The 23,809-nt window shown below is 66.5% G+C and carries 19 protein-coding genes and 3 rRNA genes; 16 read left to right on the top strand and 6 right to left on the bottom strand.

All coding sequences use genetic code 11. The features are described from left to right. The first annotated feature begins 21 nt into the window (after positions 1-21). From sigJ to LKD76_RS19955, 3 genes are all read left to right on the top strand, one after another. The gene (gene sigJ / locus LKD76_RS19965; protein WP_227982834.1) at positions 22-975 is read left to right on the top strand and encodes an RNA polymerase sigma factor SigJ; all 954 of its coding nucleotides are present in this window, start codon (positions 22-24) and stop codon (positions 973-975) included. A gap of 108 nt (positions 976-1,083) precedes the next feature. Then, positions 1,084-1,398: a DUF3761 domain-containing protein gene (locus tag LKD76_RS19960; RefSeq protein ID WP_227982833.1), complete on the top strand. Its 315-nt coding sequence runs from the start codon at positions 1,084-1,086 to the stop codon at positions 1,396-1,398. A gap of 49 nt (positions 1,399-1,447) precedes the next feature. Next, positions 1,448-2,068 (top strand): DNA-3-methyladenine glycosylase, encoded by a 621-nt coding sequence (locus tag LKD76_RS19955; RefSeq protein WP_227982832.1) that lies wholly within the window; start codon positions 1,448-1,450, stop codon positions 2,066-2,068. 6 nt (positions 2,069-2,074) lie between these two features. Here LKD76_RS19955 and LKD76_RS19950 read toward each other — a convergent pair whose 3' ends face one another. Next, positions 2,075-3,751 carry a 2-isopropylmalate synthase gene (locus LKD76_RS19950; protein WP_227985322.1) on the bottom strand — a complete coding sequence of 559 codons (1,677 nt, stop codon included), beginning with the start codon at positions 3,749-3,751 and terminating at the stop codon, positions 2,075-2,077. A gap of 212 nt (positions 3,752-3,963) precedes the next feature. Between LKD76_RS19950 and LKD76_RS19945 the strand changes: the two genes are divergently transcribed. Continuing rightward, the gene (locus LKD76_RS19945) at positions 3,964-4,632 is read left to right on the top strand and encodes a FadR/GntR family transcriptional regulator (RefSeq protein WP_227982831.1); all 669 of its coding nucleotides are present in this window, start codon (positions 3,964-3,966) and stop codon (positions 4,630-4,632) included. Between the two features lie 80 nt (positions 4,633-4,712). Next, on the top strand, positions 4,713-5,117 hold the full coding sequence (locus LKD76_RS19940) for a DoxX family protein (RefSeq protein WP_227982830.1): 405 nt from the start codon (positions 4,713-4,715) through the stop codon (positions 5,115-5,117). Between the two features lie 61 nt (positions 5,118-5,178). Here LKD76_RS19940 and LKD76_RS19935 read toward each other — a convergent pair whose 3' ends face one another. Then, positions 5,179-6,147, bottom strand: a complete 969-nt coding sequence (locus LKD76_RS19935) for an AraC family transcriptional regulator (RefSeq protein WP_227982829.1) — start codon at positions 6,145-6,147, stop codon at positions 5,179-5,181. Positions 6,148-6,253: 106 nt separating this feature from the next. Beyond that, on the bottom strand, positions 6,254-7,192 hold the full coding sequence (locus LKD76_RS19930; RefSeq protein WP_227982828.1) for an SDR family oxidoreductase: 939 nt from the start codon (positions 7,190-7,192) through the stop codon (positions 6,254-6,256). 181 nt (positions 7,193-7,373) lie between these two features. Here LKD76_RS19930 and tyrS point away from each other — a divergent pair, with 181 nt between their 5' ends. The 4 genes from tyrS (at position 7,374) to rrf (ending at position 14,358) form a co-directional block, all read left to right on the top strand. Then, a complete protein-coding gene (gene tyrS, locus LKD76_RS19925; protein ID WP_227982827.1) occupies positions 7,374-8,657 on the top strand; it encodes a tyrosine--tRNA ligase in 1,284 nt (427 codons plus the stop codon). Between the two features lie 506 nt (positions 8,658-9,163). Further along, positions 9,164-10,680: ribosomal RNA gene (locus LKD76_RS19920) — 16S ribosomal RNA — on the top strand. Positions 10,681-11,003: 323 nt separating this feature from the next. Then, positions 11,004-14,119: ribosomal RNA gene (locus tag LKD76_RS19915) — 23S ribosomal RNA — on the top strand. Positions 14,120-14,241: 122 nt separating this feature from the next. Beyond that, positions 14,242-14,358, top strand: a 5S ribosomal RNA gene (rrf, locus tag LKD76_RS19910). The 16S, 23S and 5S rRNA genes sit together here, the layout of an rRNA operon. Before the next feature lie 243 nt (positions 14,359-14,601). On the opposite strand, the gene LKD76_RS19905 is transcribed toward rrf, so the two are convergent. Continuing rightward, positions 14,602-15,594 (bottom strand): hypothetical protein, encoded by a 993-nt coding sequence (locus LKD76_RS19905; RefSeq protein WP_227985510.1) that lies wholly within the window; start codon positions 15,592-15,594, stop codon positions 14,602-14,604. On the opposite strand from LKD76_RS19905, the gene LKD76_RS19900 reads away from it, so the two are divergent. Further along, complete coding sequence (locus tag LKD76_RS19900; RefSeq protein ID WP_372465879.1) at positions 15,583-16,173, top strand: hypothetical protein; 591 nt, start codon at positions 15,583-15,585, stop codon at positions 16,171-16,173. The two genes, LKD76_RS19905 and LKD76_RS19900, sit on opposite strands and share 12 nt — an antisense overlap. A gap of 3 nt (positions 16,174-16,176) precedes the next feature. Next, positions 16,177-17,064, top strand: coding sequence for an HAD-IIA family hydrolase (locus tag LKD76_RS19895; RefSeq protein WP_227982826.1), 888 nt, complete (start codon positions 16,177-16,179; stop codon positions 17,062-17,064). A gap of 56 nt (positions 17,065-17,120) precedes the next feature. Here LKD76_RS19895 and LKD76_RS19890 read toward each other — a convergent pair whose 3' ends face one another. After that, entirely contained in the window at positions 17,121-17,846 is a 726-nt protein-coding gene (locus LKD76_RS19890; RefSeq protein WP_227982825.1) for a YdcF family protein, read from the bottom strand. A gap of 230 nt (positions 17,847-18,076) precedes the next feature. On the opposite strand from LKD76_RS19890, the gene LKD76_RS19885 reads away from it, so the two are divergent. Genes LKD76_RS19885 through recN form a run of 4 tightly spaced genes read left to right on the top strand, consistent with a single transcriptional unit; the run spans position 18,077 to position 21,986 of the window. Continuing rightward, entirely contained in the window at positions 18,077-18,367 is a 291-nt protein-coding gene (locus tag LKD76_RS19885) for a hypothetical protein (protein WP_227982824.1), read from the top strand. 1 nt (position 18,368) lies between these two features. Further along, positions 18,369-19,208 carry a TlyA family RNA methyltransferase gene (locus LKD76_RS19880; protein ID WP_227982823.1) on the top strand — a complete coding sequence of 280 codons (840 nt, stop codon included), beginning with the start codon at positions 18,369-18,371 and terminating at the stop codon, positions 19,206-19,208. Then, positions 19,205-20,227: an NAD kinase gene (locus LKD76_RS19875; RefSeq protein WP_227982822.1), complete on the top strand. Its 1,023-nt coding sequence runs from the start codon at positions 19,205-19,207 to the stop codon at positions 20,225-20,227. The genes LKD76_RS19880 and LKD76_RS19875 overlap by 4 nt, the downstream gene beginning before the upstream one ends. Beyond that, positions 20,205-21,986, top strand: coding sequence for a DNA repair protein RecN (gene recN, locus LKD76_RS19870; protein WP_227982821.1), 1,782 nt, complete (start codon positions 20,205-20,207; stop codon positions 21,984-21,986). Before LKD76_RS19875 ends, recN begins: the two co-directional genes overlap by 23 nt. A 3-nt stretch (positions 21,987-21,989) precedes the next feature. Here recN and LKD76_RS19865 read toward each other — a convergent pair whose 3' ends face one another. Further along, entirely contained in the window at positions 21,990-22,412 is a 423-nt protein-coding gene (locus LKD76_RS19865; RefSeq protein WP_227982820.1) for an SRPBCC family protein, read from the bottom strand. Positions 22,413-22,582: 170 nt separating this feature from the next. Here LKD76_RS19865 and steA point away from each other — a divergent pair, with 170 nt between their 5' ends. Next, positions 22,583-23,797 (top strand): putative cytokinetic ring protein SteA, encoded by a 1,215-nt coding sequence (steA, locus tag LKD76_RS19860; RefSeq protein WP_227982819.1) that lies wholly within the window; start codon positions 22,583-22,585, stop codon positions 23,795-23,797. Positions 23,798-23,809: the final 12 nt, after the last annotated feature.

Here is a 23,809-nt window from a genome sequence, read left to right as displayed (position 1 = left end):
GCGGCTCGCGTATTGCGAGCGATGACCGATGCGGGAGAGGATGAGCGGATGGACGGTGTCCCCGAGGGCGTCGCATCACAGAGCCCGCGGCCGGAGGAGTCGCGGGCCGAACCGGGCGATCCCTTCACCACCCACCGCCGGCTCCTGTTCGCCACCGCCTACCAACTACTGGGCAGTGTGGCCGACGCCGAGGACGTCCTGCAGGACGCCTGGCTGAAATGGTATGAGGCGGAACGGGATCGGGTCCGCCACCCCAAGGCCTATCTGGTCCGCACGGTGACCAATCTGTCGCTGAACCGCCTCACCAGCGCCCGCGCGGTGCGCGAGAACTATGTCGGTCCGTGGTTGCCGGAGCCGCTGCTCGGCACGCCCGATGCCGCCGAGGGGATCGAGGACTTCGACACCGTCTCGACCGCCATGCTGGTGGTGCTGGAGACCCTCGGCCCGGTCGAACGCGCGGTCTTCGTCCTGCGCGATGTCTTCGGCTTCTCCCCGGCCGAGATCGCCGGATTCCTGGACCGTCCCGAACCTACTGTCCGGCAGATCTCGCATCGGGCCCGCAACCATGTGCACGCGCGCCGCCCGCGCTACGACACCGACCCCGAGGCGCGCCGCCGGATCACCGAACAGTTCCTGTCCGCCGCCAACGGCGGTGACGTCAACGCGCTGATGCAGCTGCTCGCCCCCGACGTCACCCTGTGGAACGACGGCGGCGGTAAGGTCACCGCGGCCCGGCGCCCACTGCACGGACCCGATCACGTCGCGCGCTGGCTGCTCGGGGTGCTCGCCAAACCGATTCTGACCGGGATCGAGATCAGGGCGGCCGTGCTGAACGGGGAGTGGGGAATGATCGGCGAGATCGGTGGTTACCCGGTCGGCGCGATCACCTTCGATCTGCTCGACGGCCGGGTGGTCAACATTCGCTTCCAGGTCAATCCGGACAAACTCGATGGGCTGCGCGGCCTGGAGTCGTAGTCGCGATCGCCCGGATTTCGGCCGTAACAACCTGCGCGCCAAGGCGATGCATTGAGTTGTGAGCGCCGGATCGGTCCGGCCGAAATTTGAATGGTAGGAGTTTCACAAGTGAACAGTGCTGCGAGTCGTGCCCGTCGATCCCGCACCGGATACCCGTCTCGTCGAACCACGCTGACCGGCTGGCTGCTCGCGGCCGGCGTCGGCGTCGCCGCGGTCCTGGCCCCGGCGGCCACCGTCGAGGCCGCCCCGGCATTCGTCTCCTGCCCCGCGGGCGACTACGAGAACGTGGACCACGCGTGCGTCCCGCGGCCCGGACAGGATCCCGACGGCGCCACCGCCCAGTGCCGCGACGGCAGCTACAGCTACAGTCGCAATCACCGTGGCACCTGCTCCCATCACGGCGGCGTCGACCACTGGCTCTGACGAACCCTTCCGGCAGCACGGGCCCGGACTCGAGGGAGAATGGTCACCCGTGTCTGCCGAGGAACTAGCCGTCGAACCGCTGACCGCCGCCCGTCGCGTGCTCGGCGCGACGCTGCGATCGGGGCCGGTCGCGGTACGGATCGTGGAGGTCGAAGCCTACGGCGGCGATCCGGCCGGGCCCTGGCACGACCCGGCCGCCCACTCCGGACGCGGGCGCACCCCACGCAATGCGGTGATGTTCGGCCCGCCCGGCATGCTCTACGTCTACTTCAGCTACGGCATGCATACCTGCGTCAACGTGACCAGCGGACCGGACGGCGTGGCCAGCGCGGTTCTGCTGCGCGCGGGTGAGGTGATCGAGGGCCTCGACATCGCCCGCACCCGTCGCCCGGCGGCGCGCACCGACGCCGACCTGGCCCGGGGCCCGGGGAATTTCGGCAGCGCGCTGGGCGTCACGCTCGCCGATTACGGTACCGCCCTGTTCGATCCGGCAGCGCCGATCCGGCTGGAGCTGGGCCCCGCGATCACCGATTCGCGGATCGGGTCGGGCCCGCGGGTGGGGGTGAGCCTGGCGGCCGACCGGCCGTGGCGACTGTGGCTGCGCGATTCCGCGGCGGTCTCGTCCTACCGCCGCAGTCCACGCGCACCGGAGGTCGGCCGGTCGGCCTGACCTCCGCTATCGGGGTGCGGGTACCCGATGCCGCTCGGTGGCGGCGGCGACCGCCGCCAGTTCGGCCGTCGCCGCACACTCCCCGAAGCCGATGCCCCACACTGTATCCGGGCCGATGCGCACCTGTGCGTAGCAGACCTGCGCGGTATCGCCGGGCATCCGGTGCCGGGGCGAATCCAATACCTCGATCGTGACACCGTCCGCGCGCAGGAGGCCGATCAGTGCCGCGACGGCATCGCCCGGCTCCGCCGTCGTCTCGACCGGCCCGCCGGCCGTCGCCGCGAGGAGGGCGATGCGACCGGAATCCAGTACCTGCCAACGGATTCGGCTTTCCTCGGTGCCGGCATCCGCACCGTAGACCGAACGCAGCAGCTCCCACAGCATCCGCGCGTTCACCTCGGAGCCACTGTCGTCGGTGTGGCGCTGGACGTGGCGTGCGAAATCGATCTGCAGGCGGCGCGGCAGGTCGAGGCCGTATTCGGTCTGCAGCAGATAGGCGATTCCGCCCTTGCCGGATTGTGAGTTGACGCGGATCACCGCATCGTAGGCGCGCCCCACATCGGCCGGATCGATCGGCAGATACGGTATCTGCCAATCGATCTCGGATGCGTCGGCCCCGGCTGCGGCGGCCCGGCGGCGATGGTCGGCGAACCCTTTCTTGATCGCGTCCTGGTGAGTCCCGGAGAACGCGGTGTACACCAGATCTCCGGCGTAGGGATGCCGCTCCGGAACCGGCATCCGGGTGCAGTACTCGACCGTGCGGCGGATCGCGTCGATATCGGAGAAGTCGATCATCGGATTCACCCCCTGCGCATGCAGATTCAGCGCCAGGGTCGCGATGTCGACGTTGCCGGTCCGCTCCCCGTTGCCGAAGACGCAGCCCTCGACGCGCTGCGCACCCGCCAGCACCGCCAGTTCGGCGCACGCGACACCGGTGCCGCGATCGTTGTGCGGATGCACCGACAGGATCACCGCGTCGCGCCGGCTCAGATTCCGGTGCATGTACTCGATCTGGTCGGCGTAGACATTGGGGGTGGCCACCTCCACCGTCGCGGGCAGATTCAGGACTACCGGTCGTCGCGGGGTGGCATCCCACAGCGCCGTCATCGCATCACACACCTCCAGGACGAAATCCGGTTCGGTGAGCATGAAGACCTCGGGGGAGAACTGGAATCGGATATTCGGCCGGCCGTCGGCGAGCCGGGCGATTTCGCGGCCGCCGGAGACGATCAGCTCGGCGACCTCCGCGCGTGAACGGCCCAGCACCACATCCCGCCACAGCGGCGCGGTCGCGGTGTACATGTGAATCACGACGTCGTTGGTGATTCCTTCGACCGATTCCAGGGTGCGTGCGATGAGATCGGCTCGCGCGGGGGTGAATACGACGAGCGTGACGTCGGCGGGAGCCAGCTCGGCGTCGCGGATGAGGCGCACGAAATCGAAATCGGTCTGCGAGGCGCTCGGATACCCGGCCTCGATCTCCTTGTAGCCGATCCGGACCAGCATCTCGAAGAATCGGCGCTTGCGATCGGGATCCATCGGTTCGGACAGCGCCTGATTGCCGTCGCGCAGGTCGACCGGAACCCACAGCGGCGCCGATTCGATCCGGTTGGACGGCCACCGGCGCTCGGTCAACGGCACCGAAACCCGTTGGTATACATCATGATATCGATGTGAGGGCATGGCGGACGGGCGCTGGCGATTCCAGTGGATGGGGGGATTGTGCACGGTGGTTGCTCTCGCGTCGGAGGTGTGACCGGCGCAGCCCAGCAACCCGCGGGCAGGGTGCCGGTCGATCAGGCCCCGCCGCGGCGGCCGAGGAGAAGCAGTCCCTGTCCCATGTCGGCTAGGATACTGGGCGAAAACCCCTCAGACAAGTAGAGAGGTGAGGCCCGATGGCGACGGTGCAGAGACAACCGCTGGCAGCGCAGGCCGCGCGGTTGCTGCTCGATCGGGTCAAGGCCGGGGAATGGCAGCTGGGGCACAGACTGCCCGGCGAGACCACCTTGGCCGCGCAGCTGGGGGTCGGCCGGTCGACGCTGCGCGAGGCGATCCGCGAGCTGGCGGGCCAGGGTGTGCTCGAAAGCCGCCAGGGTGCGGGCGTTTTCGTGACCGCACTCGATATCGTCGAGGACTGGGACGCGATACTGCGCCGCGCCGACATCCGTGCCGTGATCGAGGCCCGGGTCGCCATCGAGGCCGAGGCCGCGGCGCTGGCCGCCCGGCGGCGTACCCCGGCGGATCTGCGCGCCATGCGCCGGGCGTTGTCGATTCGCGCGGAGGCCGGTGACTCGGTCGATCATCTCGTCGACGCCGACACCGCCTTCCATCGCACCGTGATCGTCGCGGCCCACAACGAGATTCTGCTGCAGTTGTTCGACGCCTTCGTCCCGCGCCTGCGCCGGGCGATGTCGGAGATGCTGCGCATCCGGCCGATGGTCGATCCGGCCGCCGATCACCGTGCGCACGAGGTGCTGTTCGACGCGATCCGCGCCCGGTCGGCCGAGACCGCCGCGACCGCCAGCCGGGTCCATCTGACAGCGCTGGGAATCGCTCTGTCCTGACCGATGAATTCCGCTCCGGCCCACCGTCTCTTGTGGTGAGCGCGCTCGAACCGATACCGAGCACCGGAAGGACATCCATCATGGCCGCCATCACCGCCCCCGCCCCGACCGTCGCCACCCACCCCGGCAAGATCCGCGACCGCGTGTTGTGGACCGTGCAGATCGTGCTGGGCCTGTTCTTCGTCATCGCCTCCGGGCTGCCCAAACTGGTCGGCCAATCCGATGCGATCCGCATCTTCCACGAGATCGGGTGGGGCGACTGGTTCCGTTATCTCACCGGCGTGGTCGAGATCTCCGGTGGTATCGGGCTCTTGGTCCCACGGTTGAGCGCGTGGGCCGCCGCCGGGCTGTCGGTGACCATGGTGTGCGCCGCGGCCACGCAGGCCTTCGTGCTCGACGCCCCGGGAAATGCGGCCTTCCCGCTGGTACTGGCCGCCGTTTTCGGGTGGATCGCCTACGAACGCCGTCCCGCGCGCCGGGGGTGACCTCGCGCCGAATCCGATGGGCCGCTTCCGGTACGCAACCGGATGCGGCCATCGCCGCGTTTCAGCCGCCCGTGCCCGCGTCGGGCAGGGCATCCGCTTCCGCGGCCGCCCGACGGCGGTGAATACCCGGACTCGTCCCGAAACGTCGTTTGAAGGCGGCGCTGAGGCTGAACGCGGTGCCGTATCCCACCTGACGGGCGATCGACTCGATCGTCGCGTCGGTTCCCCGCAGCAGATCCGCGGCCCGCGCCAGCCGCCATTCGGTGAGATAGGCGATGGGCGGATCGCCCACCAGCTCGGTGAATCGGCGGGCCAGCGCGGCCCGGGACGCTCCGACCGTGGCGGCCAGTTCGGCGACGGTCCAGTCGTGGGCGGGATTGTGTTCGAGCAGCCGCAGGGCCTGCCCGACGACGGGGTCGGCGTAGGCCCGGTACCACCGCGGCGCGTCCTCGCGTGCGAACCAGGCGCGCAGCGAGGCGATGGTCAGCAGATCCAGCAGCCGATCGAGTACCGACGCCTGTCCGGGGATATCGCGTCCGGCCTCGTCGACCAGCATGCCGAGCAGGCGTTCGTCGACCTCGTGACCGTCGAGCACGGCCCGGGGCGGCAGCGCCCGGAGCAGCCGATCGCTGACGGTGCCGGCCACCTCGTAGGTGCCGGTCAGCAAAGCGGTGGTCCCGTCCGGATTGGTGCCCCAGCTGCGCACTCCGAGATCCCATGTCGCACACAACAACTCGCCGTCCGGCGTAGTTGTCGTCTGGCCGGGGTGCACGATCGCCTGCGGCGGCGTGGACGGATCGTCGGCCACGGTGTAGGGTGCGGGGCCGCGGATGATCGCGACCGCCCCCTGTCCGAGGCGAATCGGCTCCTCGTCGTCCGGAACGAGCACCGCGTTACCCCGGGTGACCACGACGACCGTGAGGGGCGCCTCGTCCTGGATACGCAGCGACCACGGCGGGTCCAGCAGTGAGCGCATCACGAAGGCGCCCCGGGCGCGGGGGCCGTCGAGCAGATCGGCGAGGGCATCCATGCCTCGACCATCGCGCATCCCGGCGGACCCGGCAACCGGGTATCCCCGCCGCGGAGACGGGCGGCGACACCCGGCGAACTCGTTGACGAGTACCGGCATCGGCGCCTCACCCCCGGGCGGCGTCGCCGACCGGCACGAACCAGTCGCCGGCCGCGGCGGTGCGGCGGGCATAGTCGGCAAACGAAGCCGCGGGCCGGCCGAGGGCCTGCGCCACCCCGTCCGCGGTGGCGCTGTTGCGACCGTCGAGAACCGTGCCGAACAGATAGGTCAGCGATCCCACGACGTCGGCGGGGATCCCCATCTCCGACATGGCGGCGGTGTAGTCGGTCAGCGAAACCGGCACATACTCGATCTCACGACCGATCGCCGCGGCGATGGTCGCGACCGCGTCGGCGAAGGTCAGCGACTCCGGACCGGTCAGCTCGTAGACGCGTCCCGCATGTCCGTCCTCGGTGAGCGCCGCCACCGCGACATCGGCGATATCGTCGGCGTCCACGAACGGTTCGGTCACGGTATCGGCGGGCAATGTCACCCGCCCGGCCAGAATCTCCTCGGTGAGGAAGTCCTCGCTGAAGTTCTGAGCGAACCAACTGCAGCGCACGACCGTCGTCTCGAGTCCGCTCGCCAACGCGATCTCCTCGCAGCGCTGTGCTTCCGGCTCACCGCGGCCCGACAGCAGCACCAGCCTGGAAATACCGGCCCGGCGGGCCGCGGTGGTCAACGCGGCGATCGCCTCGTCCGACCCGGGTGCGGCCAGATCCGGCTGATAGGCGACATATACCGCCCGTGCCCCCGATAGCGCCGGCTCCCAGGTCGAGCGGTCCGTCCAGTCGAACCGGACGACCGTGGAGCGCGACACCGGCCGGGCCGGCACGCTTCGTTCGGCGAGCCGCGCCACGATCCGCCGGCCGGTCTTCCCGGTCCCGCCCAGCACCACCACCGGGCCCGCGGGGTTCGTCCGCTGCGTGCCGGCAATGGTGTGGGTGTCCTCGGAATGAACTGTGCCGCTGTTGTTTTCATTGCTGAGGTGTTTGCTCTCGGTCATGTTCTCAGTACAGTCCGGCCGGCCGCCGGATGCCATGGCCCGGACGCTCGCGGACATACGCGAGCGTCCACCGTGGGTCCGGGCGGCCCGGGAGCCGGACTTCGTGGCCTGTGCGCCGGCACCACGGCACCGGGCGGACCCAGCGTGGGCCGGTGGCACGGGTGCGGAAAGATAGGAGGGCGTGAACGCCGACATCATCGACGAACTGAGCTGGCGTGGGCTGATCGCGCAGTCCACCGATCTGGACGCCCTGCGGGCCGAAACCGCGAAAGGCCCGATCACGCTCTATGCCGGCTTCGACCCGACCGCGGCCAGCCTGCATGCCGGACACCTGGTTCCGCTGCTGACCCTCAGGCGGTTCCAGCAGGCCGGACATCGCCCCGTCGTCCTGGCCGGTGGCGCGACCGGACTGATCGGCGATCCGCGGGATGTGGGCGAGCGGGTGATGAACTCGACCGATACCGTCGCCGAGTGGGCCGATCGGATCCGCGGTCAGCTCGCGCGGTTCGTCGACCTGGACGATTCGCCGACCGGTGCGATCATCGCGAACAACATGGACTGGACCGGCAACCTCAGCGCCGTGGACTTCCTGCGCGATATCGGCAAACACTTCTCGGTGAACGTGATGCTCGCGCGTGAGACGGTCAAGCGCCGACTCGATACCGACGGCATCTCCTACACCGAATTCAGCTACATGCTGTTGCAGGCCAACGACTTCGTCCAGCTCCGTCGCACTCACGATTGCCGCCTGCAGGTGGGCGGTTCGGATCAGTGGGGCAACATCATCGCCGGGGTGGAACTGAACCGGCGCCTCGACGGGGAACAGGTCCATGCCCTGACCACGCCGCTGGTCACCTCCGCCGACGGGAAGAAGTTCGGAAAGTCGACCGGTGGCGGAAGCCTGTGGCTGGATCCGGAGATGACCAGCCCCTACGCCTGGTACCAGTACTTCGTGAACACCGGCGACGCCGACGTGATCCGCTACCTGCGCTGGTTCACCTTCCTCGACCGCGACGAACTCGCCGAACTCGAAACCGCCACGGCCGAACGGCCCCATGCTCGCGAGGCGCAGCGTCGCCTGGCCGCGGAGATGACGACGCTCGTCCACGGCGAGGCGCACACCCAGGCGGTCCAGCTCGCCAGCCAAGCCCTGTTCGGCCGGGGGGACCTGCACGATCTGGACGAGTCCACGCTGGCTTCCGCGCTGTCGGAGGCCGCGGGCGAGGGTTCGGTGCCGGAGGCCGCACCCGACTCGACCATCGTCGATCTGCTGGTGGCCGCCGGTCTGTCCGATAGCCGCGGTGCGGCCCGCCGGGCAGTCACGGACGGGGGAGCGTCGGTGAACAACGTCCGGATCTCCGATCCGGAGTGGGTGCCCGGCGACACCGACTACCTGCACGGACATTGGCTGGTCCTGCGCCGCGGCAAGAAGAACTTCGCAGGCGCCCGGCGAGCCGGCCGTTGATTCGGCCATGACCTGAATCACATCTTTGTGATTCAGGTCGGGCCGGGCCCGAACCGGTCCTCGTGACCTGCGCGGATGCTCGCTGACGTGCCGATTTGACGTAGCGTTCTCCGGCACGTAACTTATTCCAGGTCAGAGCGACACGGACACCGACCCGGAGCCGAGAGGCCCGGGACAACGAGGTTGGACGAGGAGCGCCTGATTGCCAGTGGGGCCCGATGAGATTGCGTTTGACTTCGCAGTGCTTGTTGGCTAGGCTGGAGAACCTGCCTCTCGAAAAAGTCGGAATAAAAACCGGCCGGATCGTGTGTGCGTGTGTTCTTTGAGAACTCAATAGTGTGTCGATGAATGTCAGTGCCAAAATTTTGTTTTTGGTTCCGATCTTCACCCCCCGTGTGAGGGTCGGATATTTTTGTCAGCTAATTTTCCGGCTGGCGTTTAAGTTAGGTTTTCGGACTCTGGTTCGAGATACTTCTGATTTGCTCTTCGGAGTGAGTTGAGAGTCTTCAACGGAGAGTTTGATCCTGGCTCAGGACGAACGCTGGCGGCGTGCTTAACACATGCAAGTCGAGCGGTAAGGCCCTTCGGGGTACACGAGCGGCGAACGGGTGAGTAACACGTGGGTGATCTGCCTCGTACTCTGGGATAAGCCTGGGAAACTGGGTCTAATACCGGATATGACCACGAATCGCATGGTTTGTGGTGGAAAGATTTATCGGTGCGAGATGGGCCCGCGGCCTATCAGCTTGTTGGTGGGGTAATGGCCTACCAAGGCGACGACGGGTAGCCGACCTGAGAGGGTGACCGGCCACACTGGGACTGAGACACGGCCCAGACTCCTACGGGAGGCAGCAGTGGGGAATATTGCACAATGGGCGAAAGCCTGATGCAGCGACGCCGCGTGAGGGATGACGGCCTTCGGGTTGTAAACCTCTTTCGACAGGGACGAAGCGAAAGTGACGGTACCTGTAGAAGAAGCACCGGCCAACTACGTGCCAGCAGCCGCGGTAATACGTAGGGTGCGAGCGTTGTCCGGAATTACTGGGCGTAAAGAGCTTGTAGGCGGTTCGTCGCGTCGATTGTGAAAACTTGCAGCTCAACTGCAAGCTTGCAGTCGATACGGGCGGACTAGAGTACTGCAGGGGAGACTGGAATTCCTGGTGTAGCGGTGAAATGCGCAGATATCAGGAGGAACACCGGTGGCGAAGGCGGGTCTCTGGGCAGTAACTGACGCTGAGAAGCGAAAGCGTGGGTAGCGAACAGGATTAGATACCCTGGTAGTCCACGCCGTAAACGGTGGGTACTAGGTGTGGGTTTCCTTCCACGGGATCCGTGCCGTAGCTAACGCATTAAGTACCCCGCCTGGGGAGTACGGCCGCAAGGCTAAAACTCAAAGGAATTGACGGGGGCCCGCACAAGCGGCGGAGCATGTGGATTAATTCGATGCAACGCGAAGAACCTTACCTGGGTTTGACATACACCAGAAAGCTGCAGAGATGTAGCCCCCCTTGTGGTTGGTGTACAGGTGGTGCATGGCTGTCGTCAGCTCGTGTCGTGAGATGTTGGGTTAAGTCCCGCAACGAGCGCAACCCTTGTCCTGTGTTGCCAGCGCGTAATGGCGGGGACTCGCAGGAGACTGCCGGGGTCAACTCGGAGGAAGGTGGGGACGACGTCAAGTCATCATGCCCCTTATGTCCAGGGCTTCACACATGCTACAATGGCCGGTACAGAGGGCTGCGATACCGTGAGGTGGAGCGAATCCCTTAAAGCCGGTCTCAGTTCGGATCGGGGTCTGCAACTCGACCCCGTGAAGTTGGAGTCGCTAGTAATCGCAGATCAGCAACGCTGCGGTGAATACGTTCCCGGGCCTTGTACACACCGCCCGTCACGTCATGAAAGTCGGTAACACCCGAAGCCGGTGGCCTAACCCTTGTGGAGGGAGCCGTCGAAGGTGGGATTGGCGATTGGGACGAAGTCGTAACAAGGTAGCCGTACCGGAAGGTGCGGCTGGATCACCTCCTTTCTAAGGAGCATCTGCACTGTTCGCTCCGAAGAGTCGGACGCGAAAGTGCCAGAGCCGCTTATGTTCCCGAATGTGGAACTGCGGAGCTCATGGGTGGAACACTGACAAACTCCTCGCATGTGAGACGGTCGGACGGCCGGCTCGCGGTGGATATATCGGCACACTGTTGGGTCCTGAAAGAACAGACGTTCTTTCCAGGCAAAAAAACGATCCGTTCGGGTCTTCCTTGATACCGCGAAGGTTTCTTCGGTCCGGTCTTGTGAAATTCGATTCGATGCGGGTGTGTTGTTTGAGAACTGCACAGTGGACGCGAGCATCTTTGTTAGTAAGTGTTTAAGAGCGTACGGTGGATGCCTTGGCACCAGGAGCCGATGAAGGACGTAGGAGGCTGCGATAAGCCTCGGGGAGCTGTCAACCGAGCTGAGATCCGAGGATTTCCGAATGGGGAAACCCAGCACGAGTGATGTCGTGTTACCCGCGCCTGAATATATAGGGTGTGTGGAGGGAACGTGGGGAAGTGAAACATCTCAGTACCCACAGGAAGAGAAAACAAGAGTGATTCCGTGAGTAGTGGCGAGCGAAAGCGGATGAGGCTAAACCAGGAGCGTGTGATAGCCGGCAGGCGTTGCGTTCTTGGGGTTGTGGGACCCATCTTCTTGGTTCTGCCGAGCCAAGCAGTAGTCAGAAAAGTTCGTGTTAGCTGAATTGGTCTGGGATGGCCAACCGTAGACGGTGAGAGTCCGGTAAGCGAAAACATGTTCTCTGCTGTGATGGGCACCCGAGTAGCAGCGGGCCCGTGAAATCTGCTGTGAATCTGCCGGGACCACCCGGTAAGCCTGAATACTCCCTGGTGACCGATAGCGGACTAGTACCGTGAGGGAAAGGTGAAAAGTACCCCGGGAGGGGAGTGAAATAGTACCTGAAACCGTGCGCTTACAATCCGTCAGAGCCTTCCATCTTCGGGTGGTGGGGTGATGGCGTGCCTTTTGAAGAATGAGCCTGCGAGTCATCGGTGTGTGGCGAGGTTAACCCGTGTGGGGTAGCCGTAGCGAAAGCGAGTCCGAATAGGGCGTTTGAGTCGCATGTCATGGACCCGAAGCGGAGTGATCTACCCATGGCCAGGGTGAAGCGACGGTAAGACGTCGTGGAGGCCCGAACCCACTTAGGTTGAAAACTGAGGGGATGAGCTGTGGGTAGGGGTGAAAGGCCAATCAAACTCCGTGATAGCTGGTTCTCCCCGAAATGCATTTAGGTGCAGCGTCACGTGTTTCACACTGGAGGTAGAGCTACTGGATGGCCTAGGGGGCCCACAAGCTTACCGAAGTCAGCCAAACTCCGAATGCCGGTGTGTGAGAGCGTGGCAGTGAGACTGCGGGGGATAAGCTTCGTAGTCGAGAGGGAAACAGCCCAGATCGCCGGCTAAGGCCCCTAAGCGTGTACTAAGTGGAAAAGGATGTGGGGTCGCTGAGACAACCAGGAGGTTGGCTTAGAAGCAGCCACCCTTGAAAGAGTGCGTAATAGCTCACTGGTCAAGTGATCCTGCGCCGATAATGTAGCGGGGCTCAAGTACACCGCCGAAGCCGCGGCACTCAGTCATTAGATCGCCTTCGGGCCAGTCGACTGGGTGGGTAGGGGAGCGTCGTGTAGCCAGGGAAGCAGCGGGGTGACCTAGTTGTGGAGGCTGCGCGAGTGAGAATGCAGGCATGAGTAGCGAAAGACGAGTGAGAAACTCGTCCGCCGAATGACCAAGGGTTCCTGGGCCAGGTTAATCCGCCCAGGGTGAGTCGGGACCTAAGGCGAGGCCGACAGGCGTAGTCGATGGACAACGGGTTGATATTCCCGTACCCGTGTATCCGCGCCCAATGGCGAATCAGTTGTGCTAAGTGCCCAAAAGCGGATGGACCTCCTTCGGGAGGCCGGATGTGGCTGCGCACGACCCTGGCTGTAGTAGTCAAGCGATGGGGTGACGCAGGAAGGTAGCTGGGCCCGGTGGTGGATTACCGGGTGTAAGCCTGTAGGGCGTTGTGTAGGCAAATCCGCACAGCATGTGCCTGAGAGGTGATGCGTAGCCGTTTGAGGTGAATTCAGTGATCCTATGCTGCCGAGAAAAGCCTCTAGTGAGTTGGTACACGGCCCGTACCCCAAACCGACACAGGTGGTCAGGTAGAGAATACTAAGGCGATCGAGATAACTGTGGTGAAGGAACTCGGCAAAATACCTCCGTAACTTCGGGAGAAGGAGGGCCACGTCTGGTGACCGGTCTTGCACCGTGAGCTGGGGGTGGTCGCAGAGACCAGAGAGAAGCGACTGTTTACTAAAAACACAGGTCCGTGCGAAGTCGTAAGACGATGTATACGGACTGACGCCTGCCCGGTGCCGGAAGGTTAAGAGGACCGGTTAGCGTTTTCGGACGCGAAGCTGAGAATTTAAGCCCCGGTAAACGGCGGTGGTAACTATAACCATCCTAAGGTAGCGAAATTCCTTGTCGGGTAAGTTCCGACCTGCACGAATGGCGTAACGACTTCTCTGCTGTCTCCACCACAGACTCGGCGAAATTGCATTACGAGTAAAGATGCTCGTTACGCGCGGCAGGACGAAAAGACCCCGGGACCTTCACTATAGCTTGGTATTGGTGTTCGGTACGGTTTGTGTAGGATAGGTGGGAGACTGTGAAGCGGGCACGCCAGTGTTCGTGGAGTCGTCGTTGAAATACCACTCTGGTCGTATTGGACCTCTAACCTCGGGCCATGATCTGGTTCAGGGACAGTGCCTGGTGGGTAGTTTAACTGGGGCGGTTGCCTCCCAAAATGTAACGGAGGCGCCCAAAGGTTCCCTCAGCCTGGTTGGCAATCAGGTGTTGAGTGTAAGTGCACAAGGGAGCTTGACTGTGAGACTGACAGGTCGAGCAGGGACGAAAGTCGGGACTAGTGATCCGGCACCGGCAAGTGGAAGCGGTGTCGCTCAACGGATAAAAGGTACCCCGGGGATAACAGGCTGATCTTCCCCAAGAGTCCATATCGACGGGATGGTTTGGCACCTCGATGTCGGCTCGTCGCATCCTGGGGCTGGAGTAGGTCCCAAGGGTTGGGCTGTTCGCCCATTAAAGCGGCACGCGAGCTGGGTTTAGAACGTCGTGAGACAGTTCGGTCTCTATCCGCCGCGCGCGTTAGAAACTTGAGGAAGGCTGTCCCTAGTACGAGAGGACCGGGACGGACGAACCTCTGGTGTGCCAGTTGTCCCGCCAGGGGCACGGCTGGTTGGCCACGTTCGGAAGGGATAACCGCTGAAAGCATCTAAGCGGGAAGCCTGTTCCAAGATGAGGTTTCTCACCCCCTCGAGGGGGTAAGGCCCCCAACAGACCATTGGGTTGATAGGCCAGAACTGGAAGTGCAGTAATGCATGTAGGTGACTGGTACTAATAGGCCGAGGACTTACCAACAAAGCTGCTACGCGTCCACTGTGCGGTATCTGAAACAACACACAGATATCAGCGAGACTTGATCCGGGATCCCTGTTGAGGGGTGAAAGGGTTGTGGCTCTCTGTGTCTAGTTTCATAGAGTTACGGCGGTTATAGCGGTGGGGAAACGCCCGGTCCCATTCCGAACCCGGAAGCTAAGGCCACCTGCGCCGATGGTACTGCACTCGACAGGGTGTGGGAGAGTAGGACACCGCCGGAACATACATTCGCGAAGGCCCCCAACCTGATGGTTGGGGGCCTTCCGCATATGAGCGCCAGCTCGTACGGATCGGCAGACGAACCCGAGTTCGTCGCGGGAAGTTCGCGACACCGGTCGGCGCACCCGCAGAGGCCGGGCAGGTGAGAGTGCGCAGGTGTCGCGTGATTGAATTTATGGTGGTTACGGATAGGTGCCGACCACCGGTACATCATCTGTATGTCGTTGCCGGCGATTCGTGCCGGATCAGAGAAAGGTTGCGCTGTGTCGGAGCATGACGACGGTAGGAGACCCTTCCGCCGTGGTAATAGCGGTCCGGAATCGGCCGGCTCCGGCAAGCCCGCGCGTGATCGGGCCGAGGGCGAGCGTCGTTCGGGCGGATTCCGCCGGGACGAAGGCGACCGTGCCCAGGGCGGCTTCCGCCGCGGCGAAGGCGAGCGGCGCGCCACCGGGCGCGACGACGAGCGGCGTGGCGCACGAGACTCCGATCGCCGGTCCGGCGAGTTCCGGCGCGGCGACGACGATCGCCGCGGTAGTGGATATCGCGGTCGCGGCGGCGATGATGCTCGATCCGGTGGCTACCGGCGCAACGACGACGACCGCCGTTCGGGCGGCCCAAGGCGCGACGACGACCGCCGTTCGGGTGGATTCCGTAGCGGCGGCGACGACCGTCGCGGAGGTGGCGGCGGATTCCGTCGCAATGACGACGATCGTCGGCCGGGTGGATTCCGGCGCGATGACGATCGCCGCTCCGGCGGGTACAGCCGCGGTGACGACGATCGCCGCTCCGGTGGGTACGGCCGTGGAGAAGGTGATCGGCGTACCGCTGGATATGGGCGCGACCGTGACGATCGGCGGCCCGGCGGTTACCGGCGCGGCGAGAACGACCGAGGCGATTCCGGTGACAACCGCCAGGGATATCGGCGTGGAGGAGACGATCGGCGCGGCGGACTCGCCCGCGGTGACCGTGGCCAAGGCGGTTTCCGTGGAGACGATCGCCGACGGCAGGACCGGGATGCCTCGGCCGCCGGCGGGGCCGAGACCCGCTCCGGTGATTTCGACGACCGGGGCGCGCGGCGGCGCGGTGGCGAAGGCACTCGCGTCGGTGGTGAGAGCCGTACCGGCCGCCCGGACGAGCCCGCGCTGCCCGACGAAGTGCAGGCCGCCGACCTGGACGGCGCCGTACGCCGCGATCTGCTGAGCCTGGACAAGAACAATGCCGAAACGGTGGCCCGGCACCTGGTGATGGCCGCTGATCTGCTCGACGAGGACCCCGAACGGGCGCTGGAACACGCGCGTGCGGCGCGCCGGCGGGCGGGACGGATCGCCGTGGTGCGCGAAACCGCGGGTGTCATCGCCTATCACGCGGGTGAATGGGCGGAGGCGCTGTCGGAACTACGCACCGCGCGCCGGATGTCCGGCGGATCCGGCCTGCTGGCGGTGATGGCCGATTGCGAGCGCGGGCTGGGCCGTCCGGAACGCGCGATCGAGCTGGGCCGCAGCGATGAGGCCCGGACCCTGTCCGGTGACGAGGCGACCGAGCTCCGGATCGTCGTCGCCGGTGCGCGAATGGATCTGGGCCAATACGATCAGGCCGTGGTGACCTTGCAGACATCCGAACTGGATCCGTCGCGATCCGGTCCGGCCTCGGCGCGACTGTGCTATGCCTACGCCGAAGCCCTGCTCGCCGCCGAGCGGTCGGCAGAGGCGCTGCAATGGTTCCTCAACGCCGCCGCGGCAGACGTCGACGGTGACACCGACGCCGAGGAGCGCGCCGAGGAACTCGCGGGCGCACAGGGCGACGACGACGTGGAGTAGCCAGTGGCAGCATCGCTACGGGAGGGCTTCGAGGCCCTCCTCCTGGACCTGGACGGCACCCTCTACCGGGGCGCTGAGGTGATCGCCGGCGCACCGGCCGCGCTCGAAGCCGGTGACGGCCAGCAACTGATGTACGTCACCAACAACGCCAGCCGATCGGCGGGCGTGGTGGCCGAACACCTGCGCGAGTTGGGATTTCGCGCGGACGACAGCGACGTCGTCACCAGCGCGCAGGCGGCCGCCCATGTGCTGGCGTCGCGCCTCACCGCCGGGGCCACGGTGTTGATCGTCGGCACCGACGACCTCGCCGCCGAGATCGAGAACGTCGGCTTGCAGCCGATCCGGCGCTTCAACGGCGTCGCGCCCGCGGCCGTCGTGCAGGGGCATTCACCGACTACCGGATGGCCCGATCTGGCCGAAGCCGCCTACGCCGTGCGCGCCGGCGCACTGTGGGTGGCCGCCAACGCCGACGCCACCCTGCCCAACGAACGCGGGCTGGCGCCAGGTAACGGCGCGATGGTGGCAGCGCTGCGCGCCGCGACCGATCACGATCCGGTCGTGGCCGGAAAACCGTATGCACCGCTGCTCGAGGACGCACTCGTCCGGGCCGGCACCCGCAGTGCGCTCGTGGTGGGGGACCGGCTCGATACCGATATCGACGGCGCGAGCTGTGTGGGACTGCCCTCGCTGATGGTGCTGACCGGAGTCAGCACACTCGACGATCTGCGCGCCCGCCCGGCCGACCGCAGACCAACCTACCTCGCCCGCGATCTCGAGGCGCTGAATCATCCCGTACTTCAGCAGGATACGGGCGCCGGCGATCCCATCGATCGAATCGCCGAACTGCTCGATCACCACCCGGGTCGCGCCATCGCGCTGGCCGAACGGTAACCCGGTGCGGCCCTGAGTCCGGTACCGGCACGGCGTTGCGGCCGGGTGTCGTCGGACTACCGCGGCGATCCCGGCTCGTGTCCGTCGCCGAGGACGGTGACCGGTGCCTGCCGCGGCAGTCCCGTGCGGCGCAACAGGGCGATGGCGCCGGCGCCGGCACGGCGGCGCGCGATCGCGGCCAGTTCGTGCGCGGCGGTGGGGACTTTGAGCCACCAGCGTTCCAACGGCCGGTAATCGTCGGCCCGGATGAGCCGTCGGGCGAGGTCCGGGCGTTGCGCACGCAGGTAGCGACGGGCCCGCGCGGCGTGCATCGGATCGGACGCGATCATGATGCGGTCGGCGTGCTCGATGCTCGGAATAGTGAATTCTATGTTCTGCCAAGTGCTTTCGGCGCGCGGTTCGATGCGGATGCGATCGGCGGGGACCCCGAGCCGGTCGCGGGCGTAGGCCGCCATGACCTCGGCCTCCACCCACCGCCCGTGCACGGCGCCCCCGGTGAAGACGAGGAAGCCGTCGCGGGCCGGATCGAGTGACCGGGCGCCGATCCGGCACCGCCACCGCTGCAGTGCGCGGGTGCGGCCGTCGGCGGTGGCGGGATAGCCCAGCACGACGACGGCATCCTTTCCGCCCGGGAGCGGATTCCGCACCGGACCGAGTAGTCGCCGTGAGGCCCGTCCGTGCACCCGTTCGGCCGCGAACACCACCGCGGCGGCGCCCGCCGCGAACACCGCGGCCACGAGCGCGGCCGGCCGGGACGGTCCAAGACCTCGGTCACCTCGCACGTCGCCATTGTGCCAAGAACCGATCCGAACCGGCGGCCGCCCGCGGTCCCGCACTGCCCGTCGAGGCCGATCACCGGCCGTCACCGCGCGGTCCAGCGTGCGGGACGACCGTCCCCGGCGGACACGCCGACGGCGCGGCGAGAATCCCGGGCGTCCGGGCGTTCGGCGTGCTCGACCCCCTCACACCGGCTGCATCCCGGCACCGGAACTCCGGTAGCGTTGACGGCACCATGACTACGCCGACTCCACGCCCGCAGCCGCCCGGTTCCCCCGGTGCACGCCCGGGTGTCCCGTTGCCCGGTCAGCATCTCGCGGGCGGAACCGAGGGGTTCGCCGATCCGGACCGGGTACGCGGTGAGGTCGAGGCCTTGCTGGCGGAATTGCCTGGGGGACAGCGCAACAGCGAGGGGGACTCCGACGGAGTGGACCGGGCCGCCGCAGATATCACCCGACGCGCCCGCATCCTCGAACAGGCACACGAGGTGCTGGTCGGCGCCCTGGCGACGGTGGACAAGATCTGAGGTGGCCAGGCGCGCGCGAGTGGACGCCGAACTGGTTCGCCGCGGATTGGCGCGGTCGCGAGAACACGCGGTCGAGCTGATCGGCGCGGGCCGCGTCCTGATCAACGGTGCGGTCGCATCGAAACCGGCTACCGCGGTGGAAGCCGGAACCCCGCTGCTGGTCCGCGACGAGCCCGACGAGGTGCAGTGGGCCTCCCGCGGCGCGCGCAAGCTGCTGGGCGCCCTCGAGACATTCGAACCGCTGGGCGTGAGTGTCACCGGCAAGCGGTGCCTGGACGCGGGCGCGTCCACCGGCGGATTCACCGACGTCCTGCTGACCCGCGGCGCACGCGAGGTGGTGGCGGTCGACGTCGGATACGGGCAGCTGGTGTGGCGGCTGCGCAACGACGAGCGGGTTCGGGTGCACGACCGCACCAATGTGCGGGCCCTGACGGCGGACGCGATCGACGGCCCGGTGGACCTGGTGGTCGCGGACCTGTCGTTCATCTCGCTCGCACTGGTCCTGCCGGCGCTGGCCGGCTGCTGTGCGCCGGGCGCAGATCTGCTGCCCATGGTGAAGCCGCAGTTCGAGGTCGGTAAACAGCGAGTAGGCTCCGGCGGTGTGGTGCGAGATCCGGCTCTGCGCGCCGAGGCGGTGACCGAGGTGGCCGCGGCGGCCGCCGAACTGGGCCTGCGTACGCGCGGTGTGGTGGCCAGTCCCTTGCCCGGCCCGTCCGGGAACGTCGAGTACTTCCTGTGGCTGCACAGGGACGCTCTCGGCGCGAAGGCGGCCGATGCCGGACCGGGCGCGGCGGAGATCAGCGAAATGGTGCAGCGTGCGGTCGAGGAGGGGCCACAGTGAAGCGGGAAATCCTGCTCGTCGCGCATCCGGGCCGTTCCGAACTGCTCGAGACCGCGCATCGGGTGGCCAAGATCTTCGCCGATGCCGGAATCGGCCTCCGGGTTCTCGAAGACGAGGCCTACAGCACCAAACTGGATTTCGACGAGACCGGTGAACCCGACGGATGTCCGGTGCGGGTGGTGGCGCACGGTCCCGAGGCCGCGGTGGGCTGTGAGATGGTGCTGGCTCTCGGTGGTGACGGCACTTTCCTGCGCGGGGCGGAGATGGCGCATCCGGCGCGGGTGCCGGTGCTGGGAATCAACCTGGGCCGCATCGGATTCCTGACCGAGGCCGAGGCCGAACATCTCGACGACGCGCTCGCGCAGGTCGTGCGTGGCGACTATCGCATCGAGCAGCGGATGACCGTAGATGTCAGTGTCCGCGTCGATGATGTGGTGGTGGAACGCGGATGGGCCCTCAACGAGGCCAGCATCGAGAATGCCGCCCGCATGGGTGTGCTCGAGGTCGTGCTCGAGGTCGACGGCCGCCCGGTATCGCAATTCGGTTGTGACGGTGTGCTGATCGCCACGCCGACCGGTTCGACCGCCTACGCCTTCTCCGCCGGCGGGCCGGTGGTGTGGCCGGAGCTGGAGGCACTGCTGGTGATCCCCAGCAATGCGCACGCGCTGTTCGCTCGGCCGCTGGTGACCAGCCCGGAATCGCGCATCGCGGTGGAAACCGTTGCGTCGGGCCATGATGCGATCATCTTCCTCGACGGCAGGCGCACCCTGGCCCTGCCGCGGGGTGCCCGGTTCGAGGCGGTGCGCGGCACCGAACCCGTGCGCTGGGTCCGTCTGGATTCCGCCCCCTTCGCCGATCGGATGGTGCGCAAATTCAGGCTCCCCGTGACAGGCTGGCGGGGCCGGCGGCCCGAACGGCCGAGCGCGGCGCCGACGGGCGAACTCACCGAGCAACCCGGCTCAGGCGATATCGAAGACCGCCGAACGGAGAGCACACGTGCTGACAGAGATCAGGATTGACGGTCTGGGCGTCATATCGACCGCCACCGCCCAGTTCCACGAGGGGCTGACCTGTGTGACCGGTGAGACCGGTGCCGGTAAGACGATGGTGGTCACCGGGCTGCATCTGCTCGGCGGCGCCCGCGCCGATGCCGGACGGGTGCGCCAAGGCGCGTCGCGCGCGGTGGTGGAGGGCCGATTCAGTGTCGACGAGGTCCACGACAGCGCCCGCGACGAGGTCGAGAAGGTACTGGAATCGACCGGCGCCCAGCGCGATGACGACGACAGCGTCATCGCCGTGCGGACCGTCGGCAGCGATGGGCGTTCGCGTGCCCACCTCGGCGGGCGCAGCGTGCCCGCGGCGGTGCTGTCGGATTTCACGGCTCCGCTGCTGACCGTGCACGGGCAGAACGATCAGCTGCGTCTGCAACGACCCGATCAGCAACTGCAGGCGCTGGACCGCTTCGCCGGTGACACCGTGGCCGGCTTGCTGCGCAAATATCAGCTGGCCCGGCGCACCTGGCTACAGGCTCGCAGCGAACTGCTCGAGCGTACCGAGCGCAGCCGCGAACTGGCCCTCGAAGCCGATCGGCTGCAGCATTCGCTGAACGAGATCGATACCGTCGCACCGGAACCCGGTGAGGACGAGCGCATCGTCGCGGAGGTCCTGCGACTCGGCGATCTGGATTCGCTCCGCGAGGCCGCGGGAGGCGCCCACGACGCGCTCGCGGGATCCGCCGACGATCCGGGCGAGGGGTCGGGCGCGCTGGACGCGCTGGGCGCCGCCCGCGCTCGGCTGGAAGCCGGTGACGATCCGGCTCTGGCGGCTCTGGCGCCGCGGCTCGGCGAGGCGATCGCCGTGGTCGTCGACGTGACCACCGAGCTGAGTTCCTATCTGTCGGATCTGCCGTCGGATCCGGCGGCGCTCGACAGCCTGCTCACCCGCCAGGCGGAACTGAAGACCCTGACCCGTAAATACGCGCCCGATATCGACGCGGTGATCGCCTGGGCCGACGACGCGCGCGCCCGGCTCGCGTCCCTCGACGTCTCCGACGAGGCTTTGGCGGCGCTGGCCGCCGAGGTGGAGACCGCGGCGGCGCAGGTGCGTGAGACGGCGAAGAAGCTGACCGCCGCGCGCCGCAAGGCCGCGCGCAAGCTGGCCACCGCGGTGAGTGCCGAACTGAGCGGTCTGGCGATGGGCCGGGCCAAACTCGAGGTGGAGGTGCGGGCGCTGGCGGCGGCCGCGCAGGACAGTGCGCCCATCACCATCGACGGTGCGGATCTGCACGCCGGCGCGACGGGCGTCGACGAGGCGGAGTTCCGGCTGTCCGCTCATTCGGGGGCGCAGTCGTTGCCGTTGAGCCGCAGCGCGTCCGGTGGTGAGCTGTCGCGGGTGATGCTCGCCCTCGAAGTGGTACTGGCCTCCTCCGACTACGGTTCCACCATGGTGTTCGACGAGGTCGACGCCGGTGTCGGCGGGCGGGCGGCGGTCGAGATCGGTCGTCGCCTGGCCCGGCTGGCCCGCACCCATCAGGTGATCGTGGTGACACATCTGCCGCAGGTGGCCGCCTTCGCCGACACCCACCTGGTCGTGGACAAGGTCGACGACGGCAAGGGCGTCAACAGCGGGGTGCACGCATTGACCACCGATGAGCGGGTCGTCGAGCTGGCCCGGATGCTGGCCGGGCTCGACGACACCGAGACCGGTCGTGCCCACGCCGAGGAGCTACTGGCCACGGCGCGGGCGGAGAAGGCCGACGCCGAGTCGGCGGCCGGGTGAGCGCTACTTCGCGACAGCCTTCTTGGCGCCCTTGAGGAACGGTGAGATCAGGGCGCGCAGGAACAACTCGGTCGCCTTGTCCGGTACGGGCAGCGAGGGCTCCGATTCCATCCGATACGACACCAGGGTGCCGCCGGGGGCGTCGGCGAAGGTGATGGTGCCGACGTGCCGTTTCACCGGAGCGCCGGCGACGATCCGGTACTCCATCCGCTCACCGGGCACCAGGTCGGTGGTTTCCTCGGTGACACCGATACCGCCCAGGCCGACCAGATAGCGTGCGCCCACCCCGGACGCCTCGGGGGCACCCGGCTTGCGCAGCGTAATCCGCACGGGCAGATAGCCGTTGAGGCTGTCGCGCTCGGTGAACAGCTTGTAGACGACGTCGCGCGGTGCGGGAATGACCGTGTCGACGGTGGTGCTGGCCATGGCGTTCTCCTTCGGATGCAGTGAGCCGAAGCATATCGGTACCAGTGGTTACACCGGCACGCCAGTCGACGGTGGGAAGAGTGGTCGTATTGGCGTCACAGTTGGGCATGTGCTAGGACGTCGGCGCGCCTCCAGCATAGGTTGAGGGTTTGCGTCCATTATCGGATGCCATGAAGATGCTGGCGCTGTTGTCACGCAACACCGAAACGCTTCCCGGTGTCACCGGAATGGCCCGGGTGGACCGCAACACCCGGCGTCTGCTCAAGCGGGTCGGCGCGGGTGATGTGGTGGTTCTCGACGAGATGGACATCGATCGTCTGACCGCTGACCGGCTCGTAGAGGCCGGCGTGGCGGCGGTGATCAACGCCTCGCCATCGATTTCCGGCAGGTATCCGAATCTCGGCCCGGAAGTTCTGGCGGCCAATGGAATCGTGTTGCTGGATGCTGTCTCCGCCGATGTCTTCGGCAAGATCAAGGACGGCAGCAAGGTCCGTATCGACGCCGGGGTGGTCTACTCCGACAAGCTGACCAAGAAGGAACCGGAGGCGCTGGTCGAGGGCATCGAACTCACCGACCAGGTCGTCGCCGAGCGGATGATCGAGGCCCGTAACGGGCTCGCCGATCACCTGGAGGCCTTCGCGGGCAATACGATCGAATTCATCCGCAGCGAAAGCGCGCTGCTCATCGACGGTCTCGGGGTTCCGGCGCTGGAACTGTCCATGCGCCATCGCCATGTCGTGGTGGTCGCCGACGGACCCGACGGCCGCGACGATCTCAAGGCGATCAAACCGTTCATCAAGGAGTACGCGCCGATTCTGGTGGGCGTGGGCCGGGGCGCGGATATCGTGACGAAGGCCGGATACCGTCCCGATCTGATCGTCGGCGATCCGGAGGAGATCACCGCCGGCACGCTCAAATGCGGTGCGGAGGTCATTCTTCCGGCGGATACGGACGGACATGCCAAGGGACTGGAACGCATCCAGGACCTCGGTATCGGCGCCACCACGTTCCCGTCGTCGGGCGCGGCGGCGGATCTGGCGCTGCTGCTGGCCGACCATCACGGTGCGGCTCTGATCATCACCTGCGGGGCTCCGGCCTCACTCGACGACTTCTTCGATCGCAGTCGCCGCGAGTCCAATCCCGCGATGTTTCTGACCCGGCTCAAAGCGGGGCCGAAGCTGATGGACGCCAAGGCCGTGGCCAGTCTGTATCGGCAGGGCAGCTCCGGCTGGGCGACCGCGCTGGTGGTACTCGCGGCGCTGGTGGCGCTGATCGTCGGACTGCTGGTGTCGTCGCATCTGGGCGGTGACGTGCTGGACTGGCTGGATTCGGTGTGGCGGCAGTCGCAGGACTGGCTACATCGACTAGCAGACCACCGGGGGTAGAGGTACGTGGGT

It is taken from the genome of Nocardia spumae, assembly GCF_020733635.1.
Lineage (GTDB): Bacteria > Actinomycetota > Actinomycetes > Mycobacteriales > Mycobacteriaceae > Nocardia > Nocardia spumae.
Note: the sequence above shows the minus strand (reverse complement) of the source record. Positions and strands in the feature narration are given on the sequence as shown.

Excerpts from the sequence above, each read along its gene's own strand:
- LKD76_RS19885 (WP_227982824.1), top strand. The coding sequence starts at position 18,077 with ATGACTACGCCGACTCCACGCCCGCAGCCGCCCGGTTCCCCCGGTGCA.
- LKD76_RS19930 (WP_227982828.1), bottom strand. The coding sequence starts at position 7,192 with ATGACCGAGAGCAAACACCTCAGCAATGAAAACAACAGCGGCACAGTT.
- LKD76_RS19935 (WP_227982829.1), bottom strand. The coding sequence starts at position 6,147 with ATGGATGCCCTCGCCGATCTGCTCGACGGCCCCCGCGCCCGGGGCGCC.
- LKD76_RS19940 (WP_227982830.1), top strand. The coding sequence starts at position 4,713 with ATGGCCGCCATCACCGCCCCCGCCCCGACCGTCGCCACCCACCCCGGC.
- sigJ (WP_227982834.1), top strand. The coding sequence starts at position 22 with ATGACCGATGCGGGAGAGGATGAGCGGATGGACGGTGTCCCCGAGGGC.
- LKD76_RS19865 (WP_227982820.1), bottom strand. The coding sequence starts at position 22,412 with ATGGCCAGCACCACCGTCGACACGGTCATTCCCGCACCGCGCGACGTC.
- LKD76_RS19950 (WP_227985322.1), bottom strand. The coding sequence starts at position 3,751 with ATGCCCTCACATCGATATCATGATGTATACCAACGGGTTTCGGTGCCG.
- steA (WP_227982819.1), top strand. The coding sequence starts at position 22,583 with ATGAAGATGCTGGCGCTGTTGTCACGCAACACCGAAACGCTTCCCGGT.
- LKD76_RS19945 (WP_227982831.1), top strand. The coding sequence starts at position 3,964 with ATGGCGACGGTGCAGAGACAACCGCTGGCAGCGCAGGCCGCGCGGTTG.